This is a genomic window from Streptomyces sp. a15 (assembly GCF_059026085.1).
The window spans coordinates 1-22,338 of sequence record NZ_JBWLKM010000044.1 but is presented as its reverse complement, the minus strand read 5'-3'; the positions used below and the strand labels follow the sequence as shown (position 1 = coordinate 22,338).

General features: G+C 71.4%; 23 protein-coding genes, 1 pseudogene and 1 riboswitch. Of the genes and pseudogenes, 10 read left to right on the top strand and 14 right to left on the bottom strand.

What is annotated here, in order from left to right; all coding sequences use genetic code 11:
- Positions 1-8: 8 nt before the first annotated feature.
- Complete coding sequence (locus AC5P09_RS33125) at positions 9-359, bottom strand: avidin-fold protein (RefSeq protein WP_493877407.1); 351 nt, start codon at positions 357-359, stop codon at positions 9-11.
- A gap of 50 nt (positions 360-409) precedes the next feature.
- Positions 410-521: riboswitch (TPP riboswitch) on the top strand.
- Between AC5P09_RS33125 and thiO the strand changes: the two genes are divergently transcribed.
- The 5 genes from thiO to AC5P09_RS33100 all read left to right on the top strand — a co-directional run bounded on the left by thiO (position 519) and on the right by AC5P09_RS33100 (position 5,682).
- Positions 519-1,694 (top strand): glycine oxidase ThiO, encoded by a 1,176-nt coding sequence (thiO, locus tag AC5P09_RS33120; RefSeq protein WP_493877406.1) that lies wholly within the window; start codon positions 519-521, stop codon positions 1,692-1,694. (Overlaps the previous riboswitch by 3 nt.)
- Positions 1,691-1,891, top strand: a complete 201-nt coding sequence (thiS, locus tag AC5P09_RS33115; RefSeq protein WP_266440910.1) for a sulfur carrier protein ThiS — start codon at positions 1,691-1,693, stop codon at positions 1,889-1,891. Before thiO ends, thiS begins: the two co-directional genes overlap by 4 nt.
- 3 nt (positions 1,892-1,894) lie before the next feature.
- Positions 1,895-2,689 carry a thiazole synthase gene (locus AC5P09_RS33110; RefSeq protein WP_493877405.1) on the top strand — a complete coding sequence of 265 codons (795 nt, stop codon included), beginning with the start codon at positions 1,895-1,897 and terminating at the stop codon, positions 2,687-2,689.
- Between the two features lie 118 nt (positions 2,690-2,807).
- Positions 2,808-4,757 (top strand): Stk1 family PASTA domain-containing Ser/Thr kinase, encoded by a 1,950-nt coding sequence (gene pknB / locus AC5P09_RS33105; protein WP_493877404.1) that lies wholly within the window; start codon positions 2,808-2,810, stop codon positions 4,755-4,757.
- A 70-nt stretch (positions 4,758-4,827) separates the two neighbouring features.
- Positions 4,828-5,682: a deoxyribonuclease IV gene (locus AC5P09_RS33100; RefSeq protein WP_493877447.1), complete on the top strand. Its 855-nt coding sequence runs from the start codon at positions 4,828-4,830 to the stop codon at positions 5,680-5,682.
- 37 nt (positions 5,683-5,719) lie between these two features.
- On the opposite strand, the gene AC5P09_RS33095 is transcribed toward AC5P09_RS33100, so the two are convergent.
- The 6 genes from AC5P09_RS33095 to AC5P09_RS33070 all read right to left on the bottom strand — a co-directional run bounded on the left by AC5P09_RS33095 (position 5,720) and on the right by AC5P09_RS33070 (position 11,856).
- Positions 5,720-6,214 (bottom strand): Pycsar system effector family protein, encoded by a 495-nt coding sequence (locus AC5P09_RS33095; RefSeq protein ID WP_493877403.1) that lies wholly within the window; start codon positions 6,212-6,214, stop codon positions 5,720-5,722.
- Positions 6,211-7,293, bottom strand: a complete 1,083-nt coding sequence (locus AC5P09_RS33090) for a hypothetical protein (protein WP_493877402.1) — start codon at positions 7,291-7,293, stop codon at positions 6,211-6,213. The genes AC5P09_RS33095 and AC5P09_RS33090 overlap by 4 nt, the downstream gene beginning before the upstream one ends.
- Entirely contained in the window at positions 7,290-9,476 is a 2,187-nt protein-coding gene (locus AC5P09_RS33085; RefSeq protein WP_493877401.1) for a hypothetical protein, read from the bottom strand. The genes AC5P09_RS33090 and AC5P09_RS33085 overlap by 4 nt, the downstream gene beginning before the upstream one ends.
- Positions 9,473-10,210, bottom strand: a complete 738-nt coding sequence (locus tag AC5P09_RS33080; protein WP_493877400.1) for a nucleotidyl cyclase domain-containing protein — start codon at positions 10,208-10,210, stop codon at positions 9,473-9,475. Before AC5P09_RS33080 ends, AC5P09_RS33085 begins: the two co-directional genes overlap by 4 nt.
- A 105-nt stretch (positions 10,211-10,315) precedes the next feature.
- Entirely contained in the window at positions 10,316-11,014 is a 699-nt protein-coding gene (locus AC5P09_RS33075) for a Crp/Fnr family transcriptional regulator (protein ID WP_266440888.1), read from the bottom strand.
- 209 nt (positions 11,015-11,223) lie between these two features.
- The gene (locus AC5P09_RS33070; RefSeq protein WP_493877399.1) at positions 11,224-11,856 is read right to left on the bottom strand and encodes a sulfite oxidase-like oxidoreductase; all 633 of its coding nucleotides are present in this window, start codon (positions 11,854-11,856) and stop codon (positions 11,224-11,226) included.
- 173 nt (positions 11,857-12,029) lie between these two features.
- Between AC5P09_RS33070 and bfr the strand changes: the two genes are divergently transcribed.
- Positions 12,030-12,509, top strand: a complete 480-nt coding sequence (gene bfr / locus AC5P09_RS33065) for a bacterioferritin (RefSeq protein ID WP_493877398.1) — start codon at positions 12,030-12,032, stop codon at positions 12,507-12,509.
- 31 nt (positions 12,510-12,540) lie between these two features.
- Here the strand turns inward: bfr and AC5P09_RS33060 are convergent, their stop codons facing one another.
- Positions 12,541-12,822: a (2Fe-2S)-binding protein gene (locus tag AC5P09_RS33060; protein WP_493877397.1), complete on the bottom strand. Its 282-nt coding sequence runs from the start codon at positions 12,820-12,822 to the stop codon at positions 12,541-12,543.
- Between the two features lie 135 nt (positions 12,823-12,957).
- Positions 12,958-14,310, bottom strand: coding sequence for a class II 3-deoxy-7-phosphoheptulonate synthase (locus AC5P09_RS33055; protein ID WP_493877396.1), 1,353 nt, complete (start codon positions 14,308-14,310; stop codon positions 12,958-12,960).
- Between the two features lie 96 nt (positions 14,311-14,406).
- Between AC5P09_RS33055 and AC5P09_RS33050 the strand changes: the two genes are divergently transcribed.
- Both AC5P09_RS33050 and AC5P09_RS33045 read left to right on the top strand, forming a co-directional pair.
- Complete coding sequence (locus tag AC5P09_RS33050) at positions 14,407-14,463, top strand: trp operon leader peptide (protein ID WP_073723848.1); 57 nt, start codon at positions 14,407-14,409, stop codon at positions 14,461-14,463.
- A gap of 97 nt (positions 14,464-14,560) precedes the next feature.
- Complete coding sequence (locus tag AC5P09_RS33045; protein ID WP_493877395.1) at positions 14,561-16,468, top strand: anthranilate synthase family protein; 1,908 nt, start codon at positions 14,561-14,563, stop codon at positions 16,466-16,468.
- Between the two features lie 70 nt (positions 16,469-16,538).
- On the opposite strand, the pseudogene AC5P09_RS33040 reads toward AC5P09_RS33045, so the two are convergent.
- The 5 genes and pseudogenes from AC5P09_RS33040 to AC5P09_RS33020 form a co-directional block, all read right to left on the bottom strand.
- Positions 16,539-16,772: pseudogene (locus AC5P09_RS33040) on the bottom strand (NAD(P)-dependent oxidoreductase); the annotation flags it as partial.
- A 46-nt stretch (positions 16,773-16,818) separates the two neighbouring features.
- Positions 16,819-17,847 carry a 6-phosphofructokinase gene (locus AC5P09_RS33035; RefSeq protein WP_493877394.1) on the bottom strand — a complete coding sequence of 343 codons (1,029 nt, stop codon included), beginning with the start codon at positions 17,845-17,847 and terminating at the stop codon, positions 16,819-16,821.
- A gap of 109 nt (positions 17,848-17,956) precedes the next feature.
- Complete coding sequence (locus tag AC5P09_RS33030) at positions 17,957-18,646, bottom strand: response regulator (protein ID WP_493877393.1); 690 nt, start codon at positions 18,644-18,646, stop codon at positions 17,957-17,959.
- Positions 18,643-19,869 carry a MacS family sensor histidine kinase gene (macS, locus tag AC5P09_RS33025; RefSeq protein ID WP_493877392.1) on the bottom strand — a complete coding sequence of 409 codons (1,227 nt, stop codon included), beginning with the start codon at positions 19,867-19,869 and terminating at the stop codon, positions 18,643-18,645. The genes AC5P09_RS33030 and macS overlap by 4 nt, the downstream gene beginning before the upstream one ends.
- A 33-nt stretch (positions 19,870-19,902) precedes the next feature.
- Positions 19,903-20,709 carry a lysophospholipid acyltransferase family protein gene (locus AC5P09_RS33020; RefSeq protein WP_493877446.1) on the bottom strand — a complete coding sequence of 269 codons (807 nt, stop codon included), beginning with the start codon at positions 20,707-20,709 and terminating at the stop codon, positions 19,903-19,905.
- 160 nt (positions 20,710-20,869) lie between these two features.
- Between AC5P09_RS33020 and AC5P09_RS33015 the strand changes: the two genes are divergently transcribed.
- Positions 20,870-21,649 carry an alpha/beta hydrolase gene (locus AC5P09_RS33015; RefSeq protein ID WP_493877445.1) on the top strand — a complete coding sequence of 260 codons (780 nt, stop codon included), beginning with the start codon at positions 20,870-20,872 and terminating at the stop codon, positions 21,647-21,649.
- The gene (locus AC5P09_RS33010; protein ID WP_493877391.1) at positions 21,642-22,265 is read left to right on the top strand and encodes a hypothetical protein; all 624 of its coding nucleotides are present in this window, start codon (positions 21,642-21,644) and stop codon (positions 22,263-22,265) included. The genes AC5P09_RS33015 and AC5P09_RS33010 overlap by 8 nt, the downstream gene beginning before the upstream one ends.
- The last annotated feature ends 73 nt before the right edge of the window (positions 22,266-22,338 follow it).

Here is a 22,338-nt window from a genome sequence, read left to right as displayed (position 1 = left end):
ATCGTCAGTCAGGGGGCGTGCTCGGTGACCTGCTCCACAACGCTCGTCCCGCTGCCCGGCTGCGACTCCCACTCCCAGGTCTCCTCCAGCCGCACCCGGCCGTCGGGCAGCTCGACGACCGTGGACACACAGTGCCCCGAGGACGTCGTTCCGTCCTCCTTGAGCTGTACGTACCGGAAGTCCAGGCGGTCGCCCTCCCGCGTCCCCACCAGGTGCCCGCGTACGACGTCCCCGCCGGCGTACTCGGCCCAGATCTCGCCGTCCTTCTCGTGGTACGCGAACCGGGTGCGGGTACCCACCTGACCTGGGGCCTGGTCGGCGACGGGGGCGAGGACGAGTCCGTCGAGCGAACGAGTCACAGGAGGAGGCTCCCTTACTGAGACATACGGCATTGGCTAGGGTGGCCCACGAAAGCACACGCGGGAGCCCGGACGCACCGGGCTGAGAGGGAGGCTGGCGGCCTCCGACCGTACGAACCTGATCCGGGTCATGCCGGCGAAGGGAGGGGCTGGACGCCCATGTCGCGTACGTCGGACACCTCACACACCTCGGACGTCCTGATCGTGGGGGGCGGGATCATCGGCCTGGTCACGGCCTGGCGGGCCGCGCAGCGCGGGTTCGCCGTGGCCGTCGTGGACCCCGAACCGGGTGGCGGGGCCGCCCAGGTCGCGGCCGGGATGCTGGCCGCCGTCACGGAACTGCACTACGGCGAGCAGACCCTGCTCGGCCTGAACCTGGAGTCGGCCCGCCGCTATCCGGACTTCGCGGCCGAGCTCACCGACCTCACCGGACACGACCTCGGCTACCGCAGGTGCGGCACGCTCGCCGTCGCGCTGGACGCCGACGACCGCGCCCATCTGCGGGAACTGCACGCGCTGCAGCAGCAGTCGGGCCTGGACTCCGAGTGGTTGTCCGGGCGAGAGTGCCGGCGCCTGGAACCCATGCTCGCGCCGGGCGTGCGCGGCGGTCTGCGGGTCGACGGGGACCACCAGATCGACCCGCGGCGGCTCGCGGCGGCGCTGGTGGCCGCGTGCGAGCGGGCCGGGGTCGTCCTCCACCGCACCTGGGCGGAGCGACTGTCGGTCGTACGGGAGCGGGCGGCCGGTGTCGTCACGCGCGAGGGCGTCGTCCTGGGCGCCGGGCAGGTGGTGCTGGCCGCGGGCAGCCTCAGCGGGCGGCTCGCGGGCGTCCCGGACGACCTGCTGCCGCCCGTACGGCCCGTGAAGGGGCAGGTGCTGCGGCTGACCGTGCCCGAGCGGTACGCGCCCTTCCTGAGCCGGACCGTGCGGGCCGTGGTGCGCGGCAGCCAGGTCTACCTGGTGCCGCGCGAGAACGGCGAACTGGTCGTCGGCGCGACCAGCGAGGAACTGGGCTGGGACACGACGGTGACCGCGGGCGGGGTGTACGAGCTGCTGCGCGACGCGCACGAGCTGGTGCCCGGGATCACGGAGCTGCCGCTGACGGAGACGCGGGCCGGTCTGCGGCCGGGCTCCCCCGACAACGCGCCGCTGCTCGGACCGAGCGGCCTGGACGGGCTGCTGCTGGCCACCGGGCACTACCGCAACGGCGTGCTGCTCACGCCGGTCACCGGCGACGCCATGGCACACGTTTTGACCACCGGTGAACTCCCGGACGTGGCCCGCCCCTTCACGCCCAAGCGCTTCAGCACCGTCCGCACGGAGCAGCCCGCATGAAGATCCAGGTCAACGGCGAGTGGCAGGACGTCGCTCCCGGCACCGCCCTCGACACGCTCGTACGGTCCCTCACCGCGGCGCCCTCCGGAGTCGCCGCCGCCCTCAACGAAACCGTCGTCCCGCGCGCGCAGTGGTCCGCCACGTCCCTCTCCGAGGGAGACCGCGTCGAAGTCCTCACCGCCGTCCAAGGAGGCTGACCCATGGCCGACGATCCCTTTGTCATCGCAGACACGTCCTTCACGTCCCGCCTGATCATGGGCACCGGCGGGGCACCCAGCCTGGAGGTGCTGGAGCGGGCCCTGGTCACCTCCGGCACGGAGCTGACGACGGTCGCGATGCGGCGCGTCGATCCGGACGTGCACGGCTCGGTGCTCTCGGTGCTGGAGAAGCTCGGGATCCGGGTGCTGCCGAACACCGCGGGCTGTTTCACCGCCGGCGAGGCCGTCCTCACCGCCCGCCTCGCACGTGAGGCGCTCGGGACCAACCTGGTCAAGCTGGAGGTCATCGCCGACGAGCGGACCCTGCTGCCGGATCCGATCGAGCTGCTGGACGCGGCGGAGACGCTGGTGGACGACGGGTTCACGGTGCTGCCGTACACGAACGACGATCCCGTGCTGGCGCGGAAGCTGGAGGACGTCGGGTGCGCGGCCATCATGCCGCTCGGGTCGCCGATCGGGTCGGGACTGGGCATTCGCAACCCGCACAACTTCCAGCTGATCGTGGAGCACGCGCGCGTGCCGGTGATTCTGGACGCGGGGGCCGGTACGGCGTCGGACGCGGCCTTGGCGATGGAGCTGGGGTGTGCCGGTGTGATGCTCGCCTCGGCGGTGACGCGGGCGCAGGAGCCTCAGCTGATGGCCGAGGCCATGAAGCACGCGGTGGAGGCGGGGCGACTGGCGTACCGGGCGGGAAGGATCCCGCGCAGGCACTTCGCCCAGGCGTCGTCCCCGGCAGAGGGGCTGGCAAGGCTGGATCCCGAACGACCGGCGTTCTGAACGTACGTTCGACTGGAGCGGAGAGCCGGTGCGACCTCCGTCACAGGTCCGCTTCAGTCCCGCCCCGATCCGGAGCGAACCGGCGGCCGTGTCAGTCGCGGCTCGTACACTCACCTGCGTGGATACGACCCTTCAGGACCCGTTGGTCGGGCAGGTGCTCGACGGGCGATACCGCGTGGACGCGCGGATCGCGGTCGGCGGGATGGCCACGGTCTACCGGGCCGTGGACACCCGTCTGGACCGCGTGCTCGCACTCAAGGTGATGCACCCGGCGCTCGCGGCCGACGGGACCTTCGTCGAGCGGTTCATCCGGGAGGCGAAGTCGGTCGCCCGGCTGGCGCACCCGAACGTCGTGCAGGTCTTCGACCAGGGCACCGACGGGTCGTACGTCTACCTCGCCATGGAGTACGTCGCCGGGTGCACCCTGCGCGACGTGCTGCGCGACCGCGGGGCCCTGCAGCCGCGTGCCGCCCTGGACATCCTGGAGCCGGTGCTCGCCGCGCTCGGCGCCGCACACCGCGCCGGGTTCGTGCACCGGGACATGAAGCCGGAGAACGTGCTGATAGGGGACGACGGCCGGGTCAAGGTCGCCGACTTCGGGCTCGTTCGCTCCGTGGACACCGTCACCAGCACCACGGGGGCGGTCCTCGGCACCGTCTCGTACCTCGCGCCCGAGCAGATCGAGCAGCCGGGCGCCGCCGACCCCCGCGTCGACGTGTACGCGTGCGGTGTCGTCCTCTACGAGATGCTCACCGGCGAGAGGCCGCACGACGGGGACTCCCCTGCCGTGGTGCTGTACAAGCACCTGCACGAGGACGTCCCGCCGCCCTCGGCCGTCGTGCCCGGACTGGCGTACGAGCTCGACGAGCTGGTCGCCTCGGCGACCGCCCGCACCCCTGCGATCCGCCCCTACGACGCGGTCGCGCTGCTCGCCCAGGCGCGCGAGGCGCGTGCCGCGCTCAGCGTGGACCAGCTGGACGCGGTGCCGCCGCAGGCGCTCTCCTCGGACGACGAGCAGCGTGACATCGGTGCCGACCTCACGAGCGTGATCCCGCGCTCGCTGACTGTGCCGCGCCCGCTGCCGGTGAACGAGGACGAGGAAGCGGAAGGGGCCGTGTTCCACCGCACGAGCCGGCTGGAGAGCCCGCCGCCCCTTCCCCCGCGCCGCCGTACCGAGCGGTCCCGGCGCCGGCTCGTCACGATCGTGGCCGCCGTGCTGCTGGCGCTCGGCCTCGGGGCGGGCGTCTGGTACATCAACTCCGGCCAGTTCACCCAGGTCCCGCCGCTGCTGGCGAAGACCGAGGCACAGGCCCGGGACCGGCTGGAGCAGTCCGGCCTCGAGGTCGGCAAGGTCGAGCACGCCTACAGCGACACCGTGAAGCGCGGCACCGTCATCAGCACCGACCCGAAGCAGGGCACCCGGATCCGGGACAACGACTCGGTGGCCCTCACCATCTCCGACGGCCCGGAGACGGTCCGGGTGCCCGACGTGGAGGGCTATCGGCTGGACAAGGCGAGGTCCCTGCTGAAGGACGGCGGGCTGGAGCCGGGCATGGTCACCCGGTCGTTCAGCGAGGACGTCCGCAGGGGCTTCGTGATCTCCACGGACCCGGAGAAGGGCACCGAGCGGCGCGCGGGCTCGGCGATCGCGCTCACCGTCAGCAAGGGCAGCCCGATCGATGTCCCGGACGTCACCGGCGAGACTCCGGAGGACGCCCGGGCGGAGCTGGAGGAGGCCGGCCTGAAGGTGAAGATCGCCTCCCAGGAGGTCAACTCCTCCGAGTACGACAAGGGCCAGGTCGCCCGGCAGACCCCGCAGAACGGCAGCACCGCCGCCGAGGGCGACACCGTGACGCTGACGCTGTCCAAGGGCCCCGAGATGATCGAGGTACCGGACGTGGTCGGTGACAGCGTCGACGACGCCAAGGCGGCGCTGGAGGGGGCCGGCTTCGAGGTCGACGAGGACCGCGGACTGCTCGGGCTCTTCGGCGACACTGTCAAGAGCCAGTCCGTGCAGGGCGGGGAGACGGCCCCCAAGGGATCGACGATCACCATCACGATCCGCTGACGGGAGGGGCCGGGCCGCATGACACCCTGGAAAGGTGAAGAGTCAACAGCCCGGCACCACCTCCGGCACGATGCGCAACCCCGTCGGCGGCCACGTCCCCGTGGCCGGCGGTCTCCACTCCGTAGGCCTGTCGTACGCCCATGACCTGAAGGCCGAGACCGTGCAGGTCTTCGTCGCCAACCCGCGCGGCTGGGCCACCCCCGCCGGAAATCCGCGGCAGGACGAGGAGTTCCGCCAGGTGTGCGCGGCCGAGTCGATCCCGGCGTACGTGCATGCCCCGTACCTGATCAACTTCGGTTCGCACACCGAGGCGACCGCGGAGAAGTCGGTCGATTCGCTGCGGCATTCACTGCGGCGCGGGCGGGACATCGGGGCGCTGGGCTTGGTCGTGCACACCGGCAGCGCGACCGGCGGGCGGGACCGGTCGGTGGCGCTGAAGCAGGTGCGGGAGTACCTGTTGCCGCTGCTCGACGAGCTCACCCACGACGACGATCCGTTCCTGCTCCTGGAGTCGACCGCCGGGCAGGGTGCCTCGCTGTGCTCGCGGACCTGGGACTTCGGGCCGTACTTCGAGGCGCTGGACGCCCATCCGAAGCTGGGCGTGTGCCTGGACACCTGCCACATCTTCGCGGCCGGGCACGACCTGACCGGGCCGGCCGGCATGCACCAGACGCTGGACCTGCTGGTGGACACGGTCGGCGAGGGCCGACTGAAGCTGATCCACGCCAACGACTCCAAGGACGTGGTCGGCGCCCACAAGGACCGGCACGAGAACATCGGCGCCGGTCACATCGGCGAGGACCCGTTCCGGGCGCTGATGACCCACCCCGCGACCGCGGGCGTACCGCTGATCATCGAGACGCCCGGCGGCAAGGAGGGGCACGCGGCGGACGTGGAGCGGCTCAAGAAGCTGCGGGACGGCTGACGGCGAGCGATCGGCCGCCGTCCGCCACGTCCCTGTCTCAGCCCGCCGCCAACGGTGCGGCGGCCAGCGCCAGTCCGACGCCGAGCAGCGTCATCGACCACCGCAGCCAGCGGTACTTCGCCGAGAGGATGACGCTGACGTCCTGGAACTGGGTCAGCAGCCAGCGCACCCGGTCGGCGCCCGCCTCGGCGGCGGCGCGGCCCAGCACCTCGAGATCCGGGCTGCCCAGCCCGTCGGCGTAGAAGGTCGGGCCCGCCATCGCACGGACCGTGCCGGTGCGGGGCACGATCACCGCGAGCAGCAGCAGCGTGCCGGCCGCCCACAGCGCTCCGCCGGCCGCGAGGAACACCGCGGCCACGCCGGAGACGTCGGTCGGCGCCCCCTTGCCGATGATCAGCGCGGGCACCGCCACGGCTCCGGAGAGCAGGACGGACGCCTTCACGTCCGCCCTGCCCAGGTCCTCGCGCACGGTCAGCAGCAGCCGCTCGGCAACGTACTGCGCGGCGGCGTCCGTTTCGGTCGTCGGACTCACTCACGCGCTCCCGGACCCGCGGCGTCCTGCACGCCCTGACTCTGACTCTGCCCCGGGACCGTGTCGTTCGGCGGGGCGGGCGGGATGGCCGGAGCGTCGTCCGCGGGCGCCGGCGGAACGGCCGGCATCGGCGGTATCGGCAACGAGGTCGGAGCCTGCGGCAGCCCGTTCGGAAAGACCGTGGTGGAGACCGAACGGCTGTACTCGATGAGAGCCTGCACCTGGTCGTCGATCTGGTGGCGCTGGACCACGCCCTGGTTGATCAGGTTCGTCAGGTAGTCCAGGGCACCGTGGCGCTGTTCACGGGCCTGGCGCTGGAGTTCGCCCAGGATCTCGTTCGCCCGGCCCGGGTCCTGCGCCAGCATCGTGGCGTACTGGAAGGTCTCGCCCGCCGCGATCAGCTTCTGCGCGTCGTCGATGTTCGCCGCGATGCGCGCCTTGTTGGCGGAGTCGATGGCCTCCTGGACCTTGCTGCCCTTCTCCACCGCGACCATCTGCGCCTGGTGGTCGGCGGCCGCCTGGCCCAGATCGATCCGGATGAAGACCTGGGTGGCCAGGCCGAGGTCGGCGCCGAAGCCGCTCCACCGGCCGCTGGCCAGCTCGTCCTGGATCGCCTCGTCGACCTGCTGCGCCGAGTCCAGGCCGTAGCGACGGCTGACGCCGCGCAGCCGGGCCTCCAGCGGCGGGCGGAGCATCCGCTCCACGTCGACGACCCGCTTCTCGGCGGCCAGGTAGAAGTCACTGACCTCCCAGTTGACGTCGGCACCGGCCTTGAACCTGGACCGGTCGCCGTAGGTGGGCAGTTCCAGCTGGAAGGAGGCCTGGTGCTGTCCGCGGGCGATCCAGCACACCGAGGTGGGCTTGCCCATCATCGGCTTGTTGTTGTGCTCGGCGCCCCGGACGGTGATGATGCTGTGCCCGCCGTTCTTGTAGTAGAGCACCGAGGCGACCTGGCTGTTGCGGTGCCGGTAGGCCGCCTGCGGGGCGAACTCCCGGATGAAGGGCCCTCTGAGGTCGTGCGGGAGGACGAACTCCTCGTCCTGGGGCGGCCACGGCCGGCCCCACTGGTTGTGCGTCATGGCGTACTCGCTCCCTGGACCGCCCCCCACAGACGGCGGACCTGCTGTTCGTTCAGTGGTTGGTCGGGGTCTTCGGACAGTTCCTTGATCAGTGACAGCAGCCGGCGCCGGTCGTCGTGGCTGTGCACGAGCAGCGGCAGGAACCGCTCCAGCGCGTCGGCCCACGGCTTGTCGGCCGATCCCCGCACCCAGTCGGCCAGGGCCTCGATGGCCGCGTCGTAGGACCGCCCGGTCTGCAGCGCCGTCCACAGCAGTCCGGCGAGTTCCGGGGCCAGGGCGGGCCGGGCGGTGGCGAGGGCCAGCATCAGCGGCCAGTCGCCGTAGCCCTCCAGGTCGGGGTGCTGGTTCCACAGGTCGACCACGGTGACGGCGGCGAGCAGGACCGTGGTCTGCAGACCGAGGTCCTGCTGGTGCCGTCGTTCGTCGGACAGCCAGGCGCGGATCCGGCGGCAGGTGAGCGCGTCGGCGTGGACACCGGCCAGGTGGGCCACCTGGACGGCCGCGTCGGCCCGCAGTTTGCCCTCGTCCCAGACGCCGATCGCGCCGAGCAGGTCCAGCGCCTCGCGGACCGTGGCGGTCGCACGGCCCCGGCCGAGCACGGCGCCCGCCGTCCAGCGCAGCCGCTCGTCGCCCTGACGTGCCCAGTGGCCGACCAGGGCCCGGATCGCGGTGCCGACCTCCGGGGAGGCGAGGGCCACGTCGAGCACGGTGGCGGCGAAGAGCCGGCGGCGGGCCTGGTCGGCCTGGCCCATGGGCTGGACGAGTTCGTGCACCGTGTGCACGCAGTCCAGCCGGCACAACTGGCCGGCCGCCACGGCGGCGCGCACCCAGACCTCGGGTCGGGGGTCCTCACACAGTCCGGCCAGCCAGCGCAGCACGGGCCCGCGTACGTTGTGCCGGTGCTGCCACAGGTGGCCGAGGACGGCGGGCGCGAGGGCCTCGCCCCTGAACCGCACCGTGCGCACCGGCACGTCCTCGTCGCCGATCTGCTCCACGCCGAGTTCGGCCGTCGCGCGGGCGGAGACCAGCCGGGCGTCGACCCCGTCGCTGAACAGCGGACGGCCCGGGGTGGCCTCCGGATCGACGGTCACGGCGAGTTCCCAGGCCAGGATCTCGGCGGCCTCGGCCACGGCGCTCAGCGAGGCACCGTCGAGCACGGCGAGGGCGATGCGGTAGGCGGCGTCCCGCAGCCGCTCCGGGGTCTCGGAGCGGACGCCCCCGGCGAACCACTCGGCGGCCTGGTCCTCGGCGAACTTGCGGCATTCGGCGAGGAGTTGGTCGTACGACAGCTCGTCCCGGGCGTGCTGGGCGAGCAGCTTCGCGAACCGGGCCGCCTCGGCGGGCAGCAGTTCGTCGAGCCCTCTCGCCTCCTCCACCGCGGGGTCCAGTGCCATCGCGCGGACGCGGTCGTGGGACTCCTCGGGCGCGCCGTCGAGTTCGGCGGCAAGGTGTTTCTCCAGTACGGCGTCGGCGGGCGCCGGGAGGTGGGCGCGGTGGTAGCGGCCGGCCCGGGCGAGCACGTCACCCGGTTCGGGGGCGGCCAGCAGGACCGCGTACGCCTCCTTCTTGCCGAGCAGTTCGCAGAGCCGGTCGAGACCGGTCTCGTCGGGCAGTCCGGCGACGGCGGGTTCCAGCGCGTAGCCGTGGCCCTCGCCGATCTGGGTGTCGTCCAGGGTGTCCAGATCGGTGCGCGGGTCGAGCCGGGAGACATGACCGCGGGTCAGGTCGTCCAGCAGGGACAGGGCGGTGTAGGCGCGGCCGGTGCCGGGCTGTCCGAACAGCACCAGGAGCCGCCCGGCCCGTAACCGGTCCCGGTACGCGCCGTACTCCTCCGGTTCCTGGAAGACCCGGCGCAGTCTGCGCAGTTCGTCGTCGGGGAGCGGTCCGGCGAGCAGGCGCTCCCCCGCCCGCTCGCCGTAGAAGTTGATGGCCGAGACGGACCCGGAGCTGATGACGGTGCCGGACCCGTGCGAGGACAGGGTGGAGCGGTAGACACGGGAGGCGGCGGCCGCGGCTCCGGGCAGCGTCTCTCCGCCGAGCGGGTCGGCGGCGGGGCCGCCGATGACGTCCGGCTGGGCCGGTTCGGACCCCTGAGCGGCCGACTCGGCCTGGGGCTCGGCCTGGGCCTGCGGCTTGGGGCCGCCCGGCTGCGGTCCCGGGGGCGCCGGGTTCTGCGCGTTCACCGGTCGCCGCCGGACCGGCCGATGTTGATGGTGTCGATGTGACCGCCGACGATGAACTCGCCGCTGCCGTGGTGGTGGTTGTACTGGACCACGCCGGCGCCGGTGCTCTCCGGTTGTGGCTGCGATCCGCTGCCCGCCTGCGGCGACGCCGGTTCGGGCGGTCGGGGCAGGCCCGGAACCATGAACCATGCGGCACGGCGGCCCTCCTTGAGGTCGACGTCGTGACGGCGGTAGTGCTCGGGCTCCACCCAGCGGCCACCGGACCGGATGACGTCCTCGAACAGCCGGTCGGAGGCGACCACGACCAAGGGGGCGGCGGACGCGGCCACGAGGATCGCCTTCGCGGTGTCGCAGTCGCCCAGCCGACAGGCCAGGTCGACGGCACGGCCGGAGCGGCCGTGGGCGTCGGCCGTGACCGGGCCGATGTGCAGTCCCGCGCGCAGCCGCAGCGGGGTCTGACGTCCGCGGTTGATCTCCCGCAGGTTCTGGTGGAGGTACTCCAGCCACTCCCCCACCACCCGGCGCGGCGGTACGTCGGGCGCGAGCACGGTGAGGATGCCGTCGCCGCGGTCCTCCTGGTAGAGACGGGGCGCTCGGATGTCCGCCTGTTCGAAGGCGGCGCCCGTGACCTCGTAGAGTCTGCTGCGCATCTCCGGTTTCTCGGTGTCGGACAGCAGGCCGGAGCCCTGCGCGTCCACATTGATGACGAAGCCGTACGCGGCTTCCTGCTCCATGGCTTTCTCCTCCCTGCCGTCCCGCCGGACGCGGGCTCCCCGAATGCTCGCGGAGTCGACGCGTCACCGCTGTAGCCGTTTACACAGCGCGGGACTCCGGTGCTTCTAGGTGTCGGTGCCGTGGTGGTGCCCGGCGGCGAGCAGGCGGAGCGGGGCCAGGTCGGCCACGGCGAGCGTGCCGGGTCCGGTCCGCACCAGGCCCTGTTCGCGCAGCAGGCGCAGGGCCTTGGCCACGGCCTCGCGGGTGGATCCCACGGACGCGGCCAGCTCGTGCTGGGCCAGGGGCAGCCGGAGGGTCACGACCTCGTTCTCCACTCGGCCGGTACGGTCGGCGAGTTCGACCAGGCGCTGCGCGAGCCGTTGCAGCACGGTCATGGAGGCCAGCGCCCGGCGCTCGTGGTCGGCGCTGCGCAGGCGCTCGGTGAGCTGGCTCATCATCAGCGCGTTCGCGTGCGGCCGCGAGGCCAGGAACCAGCGGAAGCGTTCACCGGCCACGGCCAGTCCGGTCACCGGGCCGAGCGCGCTGACCGAGGCACTGCGCGGGCGGCCGTCGAGCGCCGCCATGTCGCCGACGACCTCGCCGGCTCTTCGGAGCGCCAGTATCAGCCGGCTGCCGCGTTCGGTCGGTGTCCACACCGTGCACCAGCCGCGCAGCAGGACCACCGCGAACGTGGTGCGGTCGCCCTCGGCGAGCACCGTCTCGTGCGGCGGGTAGTCGTGCCGGGTGCCTAAGCCCGTCAGGGCCTCGCGGTCCGCCGGACCGAGACCCTCCATGAAGGTATGCCGCTCTCCGAACAGACCCACCGTCGTCCCCCGACCGTTTCCCCCGACCGCCCCGCAAGCGGAACCGGGAGAGCTCCGCGGTTCCGCATCAGCCCGGCGGCACCCGCCCTGGCAGGGGACCCAGAGTAGCGCTACGGCCACGGAGAATCGCCCTCGTTACCGGAATGAAGCCGCCGACCCTCGACTGGAATACCCCCGCCGGTATCGCGCCCTTGCGTCAGGACAGCGAGTCAGAGCTCGGGACCCTCCCCGGGCCCCTCCTGATAGGAGTAGCGCTGCTCGCTCCAGGGGTCGCCGACGTTGTGGTAGCCGCGCTCCTCCCAGAAGCCGCGGCGGTCGGCTGTCATGTACTCCACGCCCCTGACCCACTTGGGGCCCTTCCACGCGTACAGATGGGGAACGACCAGTCGCAGCGGGAAGCCGTGCTCCGCTGTCAGCAGTTCGCCGTCCTTGTGGGTGGCGAAGATCGCGCGGTCGGACGCGAAGTCGGACAGCCGCAGGTTCGAGCTGAATCCGTACTCCGCCCACACCATCACATGGGTGACGGCCGGGGCGGGCGGGGCGATGTCCAGGATGGTCCGCGCGGGGATGCCGCCCCACTCGGCGCCGAGCATGCTGAACTTCGTGACGCAGTGCAGATCGCCCACGACGCTGGTGTACGGCAGGGCCGTGAACTCCTCGTGGTTCCAGCAGTGCTTCTCGCCGTCCGCGGTGGCGCCGAAGACCCGGAACTCCCAGCGTTCCGGGCGGAACTTGGGGACCGGGCCGTAGTGGGTGACCGGCCAGCCACGCTGCAGTCGTTGCCCCGGCGGAAGCTCGGAGTGTGCCGCATCTCCCGACTCGCGTTCCACCGGCTGACCCATGACTCCATCCTGACAGACCCGGGGCAGTGCACATGACCAACCCCCATCCAAATCGGGCAAATGGAACTAAGCATGCCCTTACTTACTAAGTGAAGACTTACTGGACGATCTTCGTCACCGGTGCAAGGATGCGGAGCCACCTGCCAGTTCACCGTGTGGAAGGAGCCTCTGCGATGCAGGGCGACCCCGAGGTCATCGAGTTTCTCAACGAGCAGCTGACCGCCGAGCTCACCGCGATCAACCAGTACTTTCTGCACGCGAAGATGCAGGAGAACTTCGGCTGGACCAAGCTCGCGAAGTACACGCGGGCCGAGTCCTTCGACGAGATGAAGCACGCCGAGGTGCTCACCGACCGGATCCTGTTCCTGGACGGGCTGCCGAACTACCAGCGCCTCTTCCACGTCCGCGTGGGACAGACGGTCAAGGAGATGTTCGAGGCCGACCGGCAGATCGAGGTGGAGGCCATCGACCGGCTCAAGCGCGGCGTCGAGGTGATGCGGAACAAGGGCGACATCACCTCCGCGAACATCTTCGAGTCGATCCTCGAGGACGAGGAGCACCACATCGATTACCTCGACACCCAGCTGGAACTGCTGGAGAAGCTCGGTGAGGCGCTCTACCTCGCCCAGCTGATCGAACAGCCGGAGAGCTGAACCGACCAGACTCAGGCGGCACCGACCAGACTCAGGCGGCTTCCTCGAGCACGTCGGCTTCCCCGAGCGCTTCGACGTCGGCGAGCGTCTCGACGTCCGCGAGCCCGGAGAGGACCGGCCCGCTCTGGTGGGCCGGCCGGGGGCACGCGCCTCGGCCGAGGATCGCCTGGATCCGGCGGACGCAGGATCCGCAGTCCGTGCCGGCCTTGCAGGCGGAGGCGATCTGGCGGGGCGTGCAGGCGCCGTTGTCCGCGTGCTGCTGGACCTGCGCTTCGGTCACTCCGAAGCAGTTGCACACGAACACGCGGTTCACCTCCCGCCGAGATCAATAAGGCTAACCTAACCTTACCCGTCACGAGGGGCCCGCAAAAGTGGAGTGGGGCGCGGATCGTATGTGATCCACGCCCCACTCCACGCTCCTGTAACAGGTGCGCCCGCTGGTGATCTGCTACTGGTCGCGGTACATCTCCGCGACGAGGAACGCCAGGTCGAGGGACTGGCTGCGGTTCAGCCGCGGGTCGCAGGCCGTCTCGTAGCGCTGGTGCAGGTCGTCGACGAAGATCTCGTCGCCGCCGCCCACGCACTCGGTGACGTCGTCACCGGTGAGCTCGACATGGATGCCGCCCGGGTGGGTGCCGAGGGACTTGTGGACCTCGAAGAAGCCCTTGACCTCGTCGAGCACGTCGTCGAAGCGGCGGGTCTTGTGGCCGGAGGCCGCCTCGTAGGTGTTGCCGTGCATCGGGTCGGTGATCCAGGCCACCGTCGCGCCCGAGGCGGTGACCTTCTCCACCAGCTCGGGCAGCTTGTCGCGGACCTTGTCGGCGCCCATGCGGACGATGAAGGTCAGCCGGCCCGGCTCGCGGTCGGGGTCCAGGCGCTCGATGTACTGCAGCGCCTCCTCGGCCGTGGTCGTCGGGCCGAGCTTGATGCCGATCGGGTTGCGGATCTGCGAGGCGAACTCGATGTGCGCGTGGTCCAGCTGCCGGGTGCGCTCACCGATCCACACCATGTGCGCCGACACGTCGTACAGGTGCCCGGTGCGGGAGTCGACCCTGGTCAGCGCCGACTCGTAGTCGAGCAGCAGCGCCTCGTGCGAGGAGTAGAACTCGACCGTCTTGAACTCCTCCGGGTCGGCCCCGCAGGCGTGCATGAAGTTCAGCGCCTGGTCGATCTCGCGGGCCAGCTGCTCGTAGCGCTGGCCGGAGGGGGACGACTTCACGAAGTCCTGGTTCCAGGCATGCACCTGGCGCAGGTCGGCGTAGCCGCCGGTGGTGAAGGCGCGCACCAGGTTGAGCGTGGAGGCGGAGGCGTTGTACATCCGCTTCAGCCGCTCGGGGTCCGGGATGCGGGCGGCCTCGTTGAAGTCGAAGCCGTTGACCGAGTCGCCGCGGTACGTCGGCAGGGTCACGCCGTCACGGGTCTCGGTGCCCTTGGAGCGCGGCTTGGAGTACTGGCCGGCGATCCGGCCCACCTTCACCACCGGCACGGAGCCGGCGTACGTCAGCACGGCGCCCATCTGGAGCAGCGTCTTGAGCTTGTTGCGGATGTGGTCGGCGGACACCGCGTCGAAGGCCTCGGCGCAGTCGCCGCCCTGGAGGAGGAACGCCTCTCCCTTGGCGACGGCCGCCAGTCGGGCGCGCAGCTGGTCGCACTCGCCCGCGAAGACGAGTGGCGGATACGACTCGAGGTCCGCGATCACTGCGCGCAGAGCCTCGGTGTCGGGGTACTCGGGCTGCTGCGCCGCGGGCAGGTCTCGCCAGGTGTTGCCAGCGCTGGCGCTGGTCTTAGCGTTCACGGTCACGTCCTCAACATTACGGGGTCGTGTCGAGTGATTTTCGTGCGGCTCGACAGGTGAGACACCCGCACGCCCAGGTGCGCGTGGGGTAGGGTGCCTCGCATGTTCGCGCATTCGACCCAGACCTGGTGGTGGACCGCTCATCCGGCGGCCCACTGACTGCGCGTACGCAAGACTTCGCGAAGGCCGCCCGAGGGGCGGCCTTCGGTGTTTCCGGCGCTGAGGTCGTCTCTCCTTCCCAGAAGGAACACGACCGATGAACCTGCTCGACCTGCTGGCCGATCCCCGTCCCTTCGCCCTGCTGCGCCGCCGCACCCCGGGCCACGACCACGACACGGTCGAGGTCCTGCTCGGCCCGGTCAGCACGCACGACCGCCTCGCCGACCTCCCCGAGCACGGCCTGGCCCTCGTCCCCTTCCGGCAGATCCGCGAGCGCGGTTTCGACGTCCGCGACGACGGGACGCCCCTGTCGGTGCTCACGCCGGAGGAGACGTACGAGATCCCGCTCGCCGTAGCCCTCGCGCAGCTCCCGGCGCACGAGGTGCGGGTCGAGGACGGCGGCTTCGACGTGGCCGACGAGGAGTACGCGCAGATCGTCGGGCGGGTGCTGCGGGAGGAGATCGGCGCCGGCGAGGGCGCGAACTTCGTGATCCGGCGGACGTACGAGGGCTCGATCCCGGGGTTCGCGAGGGCCGACGCGCTGGCGCTGTTCCGGCGGCTGCTCGTGGGTGAGCGGGGCGCGTACTGGACGTTCGTCGTGCACACCGGGGACCGCACGCTGGTCGGGGCCAGTCCCGAGGTGCATGTGCGGATGTCCGGCGGGACCGTCGTGATGAACCCGATCAGCGGGACGTACCGCTATCCGGCCGAAGGCCCCACCCCCGAGCATCTGCTCGACTTCCTCGCCGACGGCAAGGAGATCGAGGAGCTGTCGATGGTCGTCGACGAGGAGCTCAAGATGATGTGCACCGTCGGCGACATGGGCGGGGTCGTGATCGGGCCCCGCTTGAAGGAGATGGCGCACCTCGCACACACCGAGTACGAGCTGCGCGGGAAGTCCTCGCTGGACGTGCGCGAGGTACTGAAGGAGACCATGTTCGCAGCGACCGTCACCGGCTCGCCGGTGCAGAACGCCTGCCGGGTCATCGAGCGGCACGAGGTCGGCGGGCGGGGCTACTACGCCGGTGCCCTGGCGCTCATCGGCAGGGACTCGGGCGGCGCCCAGACCCTGGACTCCCCCATCCTCATCCGCACCGCCGACATCGACGCGGCCGGGCGGCTGCGGGTGCCGGTCGGCGCCACGCTGGTGCGCGGCTCGGACCCGGCGGGCGAGGTCGCGGAGACACACGCGAAGGCGGCGGGGGTGCTGGCCGCGTTGGGCGTACGGCCGTCCAGGCCGCGTACGGAGCACACGCGCCCCCCGCTGGCCGACGACCCCCGGGTGCGGGCCGCGCTGGACGGGCGCCGGGCCTCGCTGGCGCCGTTCTGGCTGCGGATGCAGGAGCGGTCGGAGGAACTGGCCGGGCATGCCCTCGTCATCGACGGGGAGGACACCTTCACGGCGATGCTCGCGCACGTCCTGCGATCCAGCGGCCTGGAGGTGACCGTCCGGCGCTACGACGAGCCCGGCCTGGCGGAGGCCGTCCGCGCGCACGAGGGGCCGGTCGTCCTCGGCCCCGGACCGGGCGACCCCTGCGACACCGCCGACCCCAAGATGCGGTTCCTGCGCGCGCTGACCGCCGAGGCCATCCGGGACAACCGGCACGGCGTGCTCGGCGTCTGCCTCGGGCACGAGCTGATCGCGGCCGAGCTGGGGCTGGAGATCGTACGCAAGGAAGTGCCGTACCAGGGGGCGCAGACGGAGATCGACCTGTTCGGGCGGCGCGAGACCGTCGGCTTCTACAACAGCTTCGTGGCGCGCTGCGACGACGACGCGCTCGTCGAACTGTCGGCGCACGACATCGAGGTGAGCCGGAGCGACACCGGCGAGGTGCACGCGCTGCGCGGGCCACGTCGTGCCGGAGGCGCGCCCAGGAGTGCAGTCGCGGGCGTGCAGTTCCACCCGGAGTCCGTGCTCACGCTGAACGGCGCGGCCGTCGTACGGGAGCTGGTGGGCCAGCTGCGCGGCACCAGCACGTTCTCGGAGCGGCGGCCGGCGGTGTAGTCGAGCACGCGGTGTATTGAGGGCGCCGTCGACCGGCCGACGGCGCCCTCAGCCTGGTGTGCTGCTCCTTGCCGAAGCCGTGGGCGATCCGGGCCAAGGCCTCGCCGATCTTGCCGGTGCCGGGGACGCCCGCGGTGCGGCCGTGCGGGTCGCGGCCCGTCAGGCGGTCGAGACGGAAGCCGAAGTCGCGGGTGCGGGTGGAGGCGCGGACGAGACCCTGGCGACCGTCATGCCGAGGCGTTCGGCGACCGCGCTGCGTCACCATCCGCGTGCCGCCGGCCGCGAGGATCTCCAGGACGCGCGCTTGTGGGCCGACTATGCGACCCACAAGCCGACAGCGCCGGACGGGTTCAGCCGAAGAACACCCCGACCTCCTCGTACAGCTTCGGATCCACCGTCTTCAGCCGGGCCGTCGCCTCCGCGATCGGGACCCGCACGATGTCCGTGCCGCGCAGGGCGACCATCTTGCCGAAGTCGCCGTCGCGGACGGCCTCGATGGCGTGCAGGCCGAAGCGGGTGGCGAGCCAGCGGTCGAAGGCGCTGGGCGTGCCGCCGCGCTGGATGTGCCCGAGGACCGTGGTGCGGGCCTCCTTGCCGGTGCGTCGCTCGATCTCCTTGGCCAGCCACTCGCCGACGCCGGACAGCCTCACATGCCCGAAGGAGTCCAGTGACCCGTCCTTGAGGACCATGTCGCCGTCCTTGGGCATCGCGCCCTCGGCGACGACCACGATGGGGGCGTACGAGGCCTTGAAGCGGGAGGTCACCCAGGCGCACACCTGCTCGACGTCGAAGCGCTGTTCGGGGATGAGGATGACGTTGGCGCCGCCGGCCAGGCCGGAGTGGAGGGCGATCCAGCCCGCGTGCCGGCCCATGACCTCGCAGACCAGGACGCGCATGTGGGACTCGGCGGTGGTGTGCAGCCGGTCGATCGCCTCCGTGGCGATGCCGACGGCCGTGTCGAAGCCGAAGGTGTAGTCGGTGCCGGAGAGGTCGTTGTCGATCGTCTTCGGCACGCCGACGCAGGGCACGTCGTACTCGTCGGACAGCCGGGCGGCGACGCCGAGGGTGTCCTCGCCGCCGATCACGACGAGCGCCCCGACCTCCTGCTCGGCGAGGTTCTCCTTGATACGGCGGATGCCGTCCTCCTGCTTCAGGGGGTTGGTGCGCGAGGAGCCGAGGATGGTGCCGCCGCGGGGCAGGATCCCGCGCACCGCGGGGATGTCCAGACGCACGGTGCGGTTCTCGAGGGGTCCTCGCCAGCCGTCCCGGAAGCCGACGAAGTCGTATCCGTACTCCTGCACGCCCTTGCGGACGATGCCCCGGATGACGGCGTTGAGCCCGGGGCAGTCGCCGCCTCCGGTCAGTACTCCGACGCGCATGGAAGTGTCCCTTCGCCGCGGTTGCCTGATGGGGATCACGCTAGTAGTGATCCAGGTCACACGGGGATGGGCGGGAACGACAATTCCGTTGGAATGTCAGGTAGTTGATCTACTCGTCGTCGAGTCCGCGTTCTATCGCGTACCTCACCAGTTCGACCCGGTTGTGCAGTTGGAGCTTGCCGAGGGTGTTCTGGACGTGGTTCTGGACCGTGCGGTGCGAGATGACCAGGCGTTCGGCGATCTGCTTGTAGCTCAGGCCCTTGGCGACCAGGCGCAGCACCTCGGTCTCCCGGTCGGTGAGCTGCGGGGCTCCGGGCGCGCCGGTGTCCTGGGCGGGCGCGGGCTCGGCGGCCAGACGCCGGTACTCGCCGAGGACCAGACCGGCCAGGCCGGGCGTGAACACCGGGTCGCCGACGGCCGTACGGCGGACCGCGTCCAGCAGTTCGTCCGTCGAGGCCGACTTCAGCAGATAGCCGGTCGCGCCGGACTTCACCGCCTCCAGCACGTCGGCGTGCTCACCGCTCGCGGACAGCACCAGGACGCGCAACGCCGGGTTGACGCCGACGAGTTCCTTGCAGACCTGGACGCCGGGCTTGGCGGGCAGGTTCAGGTCCAGCACCAGTACGTCGGGCGCGGCGGCCTTGGCGCGGCGCACGGCCTGCTCGCCGTCGCCCGCGGTGGCGACCACCTCGAAGCCCGACTCGCCCAGGTCACGGGCGACCGCGTCGCGCCACATGGGATGGTCGTCGACCACCATGACCCTGATCGGCCCCGGCCGGCCCTCGCTGCTGTCCGTCATCGCTGCTCCGCCTTCCCCCGTGAAGACTTCGTCTCCTTCGGTACCTTCAGTTCGACCTCCGTGCCCTGGCCGGGCACCGAGATCAGTTCGGCGCTGCCGCCGAGTTCGCGCAGCCGGCCCCGGATCGAGAGGGCCACGCCGAGCCTCCCCTCCCCTTCGGCCTGTGCGAGGCGGCCTTCGGGGATGCCGGGGCCGTCGTCCCGGACGGTCACGATCACCTCGCCCGGCTCGTCCTCGACGAGGATCCACGCGCGCGCGTGCTCGCCCGCGTGCTTGCGGACATTGTCCAGGGCGGCGCCGACGGCCGCGGCCAGTTCCCTCGCCGCCGCCGGCGGCAGCGGCACCGCGGCGCCCGGCTCGGCGAGATTGACCTTGGCGGAGGCGTACGGGGCCAGCAGTGCGCGCAGGTCGACAGGGCCGGTGGAGTCGTCCGGCTCCTCGACGGCCCGTACGACCGCCCCCTCGGCCGCGTCCTCCGACGCCCGGGAGACGGGCACCAGACCGCCGGAGACCAGCATCCGCAGCGCGACCTCCTGCTCACCCGCCATCCGGCCCAACGCGGCCGCCTCGCCGCCGATCACCGCGCCGCGCCGCTGCACCATCGCCAGCACCTGGAGCACGCCGTCGTGGATGTCCCGGGCCAGCCGCTCCCGCTCCCTGGTCGCGGCCTCGATCTCCAGGGCGCGGGCGAGGGTGCGCTCGGAGGCGCGGGCGACCTCGACGACGTAGCCGATGGCAATGGAGGCGACCCAGACCAGGATCACGTTGTGGACGGTGTCCCGGGCGGGGCTGCCCCGCTCGACGAGATTGGCGACGGCGACCGCGGTGGAGGCGGCGGCCGCCCAGCGCCAGCCGCCCTTGATGGCGAAGGCCAGCACGGAACCCGCGGTCCATATCGACGGCAGCGTAGGGCCGCCCGACTGGATGCGTTCGTGGGCGTCGGCGAAGGGCGTGAGCAGGATGCCGGTGAGCGCGACGGTGAGGTCGGCGGCCAGGAAGCGCTTGGTGCAGCTGGCCGCGTTCGCGACCTTGGGCAGGGTGGCCACGGTCCAGACGAACAGGACGCAGTAGTACACGACGGCGACCCAGGGGCGGTCGAACCCGTCGTAGGCGGTGGCGAAGAACCCGACCGCGTACAGCATGGTGAGCACGCGGTAGCCGGCGAGCGCACGCCACAGCGGCTGCTCGACCGACATCCGCATGACTCTCTCGCGACTGGCCATGTCCCCCACCCCCGACCGACCCCCGGCTGTCGCCTAGGACTCGGTCTTCTCCTTCTCGGCCTGATCCTTCGCCGCCTGATCCTTCGCCGCCTGGTCCGCCGCAGCCTGTTCCTTCGCCGCCTGCGCGAGCGCGGCCTTGGCCGCCTTCTCGGCTTCCCTCTCGGCCTTCGCCGCGTCCGCGATCTGCCGCTTGGCGGCGGTCGCGTAGATGTCGACGTACTCCTGGCCGGAGAGCTTCATGATCTCGTACATGACCTCGTCGGTCAGCGCGCGGAGCACGAAACGGTCGTGCTCCATGCCCTGGTAGCGGCTGAAGTCCAGCGGCTCGCCGATGCGGATGCCCGGCCGCATCAGCTTGGGCATCACCTTTCCGGGCGGCTGGATCTTCTCCGTGTCGATCATGGCGACCGGGATGACCGGCGCACCGGTGGCGAGCGCCACGCGCGCGAGGCCGCCGGGCTTGCCCCGGTAGAGACGGCCGTCGGGCGAGCGGGTGCCCTCCGGGTAGATCCCGAACAGCTCACCGCGCTCCAGCACCTCGATGCCGCTCTTGACGGCCGCCTCGCCCGCGCCGCGCGCGCCCGAACGGTCCACCGGGAGCTGGCCGACGCCCTTGAAGAAGGCGGCCGTCAGACGGCCCTTCACACCGGGCGTGGTGAAGTACTCGGCCTTCGCGATGAAGGTGACCTTGCGGTCGAGGACCGCCGGCAGGAAGAACGAGTCGGAGAACGACAGGTGATTGCTGGCCAGGATGGCGGGGCCCTCGGCGGGAATGTTCTCCAAGCCGTCCACCCAGGGCCTGAAGGCGACCTTCAGCGGCCCTCCGATGGCGACCTTCATCGTGCCGTACAACAACCGAGTGCCTCCTGTGTGCGTCGGTCAGACCTTAACCCGGAGCACTGTCAAACAGCCCGACGGCCCTGGTCGGTGTCAGTGCGGTCGCGTACGGTTAACCGCACCTGGACTCGTTCACGCCCTTCTCATGAACAGGAGACCGAAGGTGCCGGTCCTCCCTGGAGCCGAGCCGTTCCGCCACGAGGGCGGGGACACGGGGGTCCTCCTCTGTCACGGCTTCACCGGTTCCCCCCAGTCGCTGCGCCCCTGGGCGGAGTATCTGGCCGCGCGCGGACTGACCGTCTCGCTGCCGTTGCTGCCCGGCCACGGCACCCGCTGGGAGGACATGCAGCTCACCGGCTGGCAGGACTGGTACGCCGAGGTGGACCGCGAGCTGCGGGCCCTGCGCGAGCGCTGCACGCGGGTGTTCGTGGCGGGCCTGTCGATGGGTGCCACACTCGCGCTCCGGCTCGCGGCCAAGCACGGTGACGAGGTCAGCGGCCTGGTGGTCGTCAACCCGGCGAACCGGATGCACGGACTGGCCGCCTACACCTTGCCGGTGGTCCGTCACCTCGTCCGCACGACGAAGGGCATCGCCGACGACATCGCCAAGGAGGGCAGCGTCGAGCTGGGGTACGACCGGGTGCCGCTGCGCTCCGCGCACTCCCTGCGGACCTTCTTCCGGCTGGTCGACGGGGAGCTTCCGCAGGTCACCCAGCCGCTGCTGGTTCTGCGCAGCGCCCAGGACCATGTGGTGCCGGCCGCCGACTCCGCGCGCGTGCTGAGCCGGGTGTCATCCACGGACGTACAGGAGATCGTGCTGGAACAGAGCTACCACGTCGCGACGTTGGACCACGAGGCGGACCGGATCTTCGAGGAGAGCTACGCGTTCATCGGCCGCCTGGCACCCAGCATCGGCAAGGAAGGGACGGCTGCACGTGGCTGAGCACGACTCCGATCGCGAGGACCGTGAGGAGCGCGAGGACCGCGAGCCGGACGAGCAGCACGTCCCGTTCGACGAGGAGGCCGCCTGGGCGGCCATCGTCGCCGGGTACGGCGAGGAACCGTCCGACCCGCCCGGCTCCAAGCCCTTCAAGTCGGTCGAGGACCTGGCCCTGCTGGAGTCCGAGACGAACGAGACGAACGACGGGGGCCCCAAGGACGCGAAGGGGACCACGGAGGCCCAGGAGGACAAGCCCGCGAAGCCGCTGGGCGGCTCCGTCGCCTTCGCCCCCGGGGTCGGCGGCCCCCGGGACTACAGCATGCCCGAGCCGGTCGAGGAGGGGTCCAAAGAGGACTCCGAGGAGGACGACGAGGGCCACTTCGTACCGCCGGAGCCGCCGCCGCTGCCCGCCGCCGACGCGACCGCGAAGTTCGCCTGGCTGGGGCTGCTCGGCGGGCCGGTGCTGCTCCTGCTCGCCGTGCTGCTCGGCTGGGACATGACCTGGTGGCTCGCCACCCTCGGCATCGGCGGCTTCCTGGGCGGCTTCGCCACGCTGGTGATGCGGATGCGGTCGGACGACGAGGACGACGACGACCCCGGTCGGGGAGCGGTCGTCTAGGGGGTGTTTCGAAAGTCCTGTGCGGTGCCCGCGGTGTCCGGTGCGTGCTCTCGGCGTGCCGGACGAAAGGCCC

Excerpts from the sequence above, each read along its gene's own strand:
- macS (WP_493877392.1), bottom strand. The coding sequence starts at position 19,869 with ATGGCCAGTCGCGAGAGAGTCATGCGGATGTCGGTCGAGCAGCCGCTG.
- thiO (WP_493877406.1), top strand. The coding sequence starts at position 519 with ATGTCGCGTACGTCGGACACCTCACACACCTCGGACGTCCTGATCGTG.
- AC5P09_RS33110 (WP_493877405.1), top strand. The coding sequence starts at position 1,895 with ATGGCCGACGATCCCTTTGTCATCGCAGACACGTCCTTCACGTCCCGC.
- AC5P09_RS33030 (WP_493877393.1), bottom strand. The coding sequence starts at position 18,646 with ATGACGGACAGCAGCGAGGGCCGGCCGGGGCCGATCAGGGTCATGGTG.
- AC5P09_RS33070 (WP_493877399.1), bottom strand. The coding sequence starts at position 11,856 with ATGGGTCAGCCGGTGGAACGCGAGTCGGGAGATGCGGCACACTCCGAG.
- AC5P09_RS33080 (WP_493877400.1), bottom strand. The coding sequence starts at position 10,210 with ATGGAGCAGGAAGCCGCGTACGGCTTCGTCATCAATGTGGACGCGCAG.
- AC5P09_RS33020 (WP_493877446.1), bottom strand. The coding sequence starts at position 20,709 with ATGAAGGTCGCCATCGGAGGGCCGCTGAAGGTCGCCTTCAGGCCCTGG.
- AC5P09_RS33045 (WP_493877395.1), top strand. The coding sequence starts at position 14,561 with ATGAACCTGCTCGACCTGCTGGCCGATCCCCGTCCCTTCGCCCTGCTG.
- thiS (WP_266440910.1), top strand. The coding sequence starts at position 1,691 with ATGAAGATCCAGGTCAACGGCGAGTGGCAGGACGTCGCTCCCGGCACC.
- AC5P09_RS33035 (WP_493877394.1), bottom strand. The coding sequence starts at position 17,847 with ATGCGCGTCGGAGTACTGACCGGAGGCGGCGACTGCCCCGGGCTCAAC.
- bfr (WP_493877398.1), top strand. The coding sequence starts at position 12,030 with ATGCAGGGCGACCCCGAGGTCATCGAGTTTCTCAACGAGCAGCTGACC.
- AC5P09_RS33090 (WP_493877402.1), bottom strand. The coding sequence starts at position 7,293 with ATGACGCACAACCAGTGGGGCCGGCCGTGGCCGCCCCAGGACGAGGAG.
- AC5P09_RS33100 (WP_493877447.1), top strand. The coding sequence starts at position 4,828 with ATGCGCAACCCCGTCGGCGGCCACGTCCCCGTGGCCGGCGGTCTCCAC.